Here is a 2242-nt window from a genome sequence, read left to right on the forward strand (position 1 = left end):
GTCGCGGCCACCCTCGATGACCTCCCCGACCTGGTGAGACGTGCACGGGCTTTCGAGCACGATCCGAAGGCGGGGATCTTCGTTGCGGCCGAGGCCGAGGCCGAGGCCGAGGCCGCGACCGAGAGCGGGAGCGGCACCGGCGTCAATGCCGACGCCGACGCGGGTACCGAGGCCGAGACGACCGGCTCCGGTCCGGATCGTGGCGGAAAGATCGCTTTTCTCTTCCCGGGTCAGGGCAGCCAGCGGCCCGGGATGCTGGCGGATCTGTTCGTGGCCTTCCCACGCCTGCGTCACCTACTCGAACGCGGCGAGAAGTGGGCGGCGGCGATGTTTCCGCCGGCCGCCTTCAATCGCGCGGATGTCGCCGCTCAGCAGGCGGCGATCACCGATACGCGCACGGCGCAGCCGACTCTCGGGATGGCGGGGCTCGCCATGCACGAGATCCTCACCGGGCTCGGCATCCGTCCTGATCACCTCGGCGGCCACAGCTACGGTGAACTGCTCGCCCTGTGCGCGGCAGGGGCCATCCACATTGATGATCTTCTATTGCTCAGTGCGGCGCGGGCGGATGCCATCCTTGGCGCGGCCGACGCCTTCTCGCCGACCGCCGACCCGGGAGCGATGGCCGCGGTGTCCGTCGCGGCCGGGCGTGTTCAGGAGGTCCTGGCCGCTGGCGGGACGGAGCTGGCCGAGGTTGTGATCGCCAACCACAACGCACCGGACCAGACCGTGATCTCCGGTCCGACGGACGCGCTCGACCTTGCTGTCGGACGCCTTGAGGCCGCCGGGCTGACGGCCCGGCGGATCCCGGTGGCGTGCGCGTTCCACAGCCCGGTCGTTGCAGGCGCGGTCGAGACGTTCGGCGCGGAGCTGGACAAGGTTGCGGTCGGCGAGCAGACGGTCCCGGTCTGGTCGAATGCCACCGCCCAGCCGTACGAGCAGGACCCCGACGCGGTACGACAGGCGCTCGCCGGTCAGGTCGCGCGGCCCGTCCGATTCGTCGACCAGATCGAGGCGATGTACGCGGCCGGTGTACGGATCTTCGTTGAGGTCGGGCCGGGCCGGGTTCTCACCGGGCTGACCGGCCGGATCCTCACCGGCCGCCCGCATACGGCGCTCGCCACGGACGTTGCCGGCGAACCCGGGATCCGCCGGCTTCTGCTCGCGCTGGCTGAGCTTGCCGCCGCGGGTGTCGCGGTGGACACGACGCCGCTGTTCGCCGGGCGGGACATACGTCCGGTCTCAGCCGCGAGCTGCCCACGCCGACCCGCGTGGCTGGTCGACGGCCACCTGGTGCGGACCTCCGATGGACGTCATCTGCCCGGCGGGCTGCGGCCCGCGGATGAGCTGACCCGGCTGGGGGGCATCGGGCCCGTCCCATCGGCGATCGAGGCGTCCCGGTCGGTGCCCCACCCCTTGGCGCCTCCGTCGGTGGGATCCGCGGTCGGGGCGGTCGGGGCGGTGGGATCGCCTCCGGTGGAAGAAATGCCGGTGGGAGAAGGAAACATCCCGTCGCAGGACTTGCCCACCAACATCGGCATGGACGTGGCCGGCATGGACGTGGCCGGCATGGACGTGACCGCCGCGGACGTGACCGCCGCGGACGCCTCGATAGACGCCACCATGGTTGAGTTTCTGCGCGCCACCCGGGAGCTGGTCGCCGCGCAACGCGATGTCATGCTCGGCTACCTCGGTGCCTCAGCCGCGGCGGGAGAACGGAAAGGCGCGGAGTCCACCCGGGAGCCGATCCGGGTGCCGACTGCGCCCATCCTCCCCGTCCAAGGGCGCCATGCGCTGGTACCGGCCCAGCCGGGGCCCCCTGATCTGGGCGGTCCCGGGGTGGCCCCGATGGCGTCGGTGCAACCGGCGGCGTCCGTGCCGGATCCGCCTGTGGTCCTGGATCCGCCTGTGGTCCTGGGTCTGGTCGTGGATGTGATCTGCGCGGCCACGGGTTATCCGCCGGAGATGCTGGAATCAGATTTGGATCTTGAGGCTGATCTGGGTATTGATTCGATCAAGAGAATGGAGATCCTGGGGGCGTTGACAGCACGCGTCGGATTGGCGGGAGGCGCCTTTGCCGGTGCCAGCGGTGGCATGACCGTCGCCGAGGATCTCGCCGATGCGATGGTCGAGGAGCTGGCGCAGGTCAGGACCGTCCGCGGGATCGTTGACTGGATCGTCACCCGGCCAGGTTCCAACGCTGATGCGGTGTCCGACCCGGCCGTCGACCCGGCCGTCGACC

Annotated in this window: 1 protein-coding gene; it reads left to right on the plus strand. The window is 70.7% G+C overall.

The genetic code is table 11. From position 1 onward, the window contains the following. On the plus strand, window positions 1-2242 hold a 2242-nt coding region (locus U9978_RS12270; RefSeq protein WP_322761233.1), incomplete at both ends, for an acyltransferase domain-containing protein.

The sequence above is a fragment of the Protofrankia sp. Cr2 genome (assembly GCF_963555885.1).
Classification (GTDB): Bacteria; Actinomycetota; Actinomycetes; order Frankiales; family Frankiaceae; genus Protofrankia.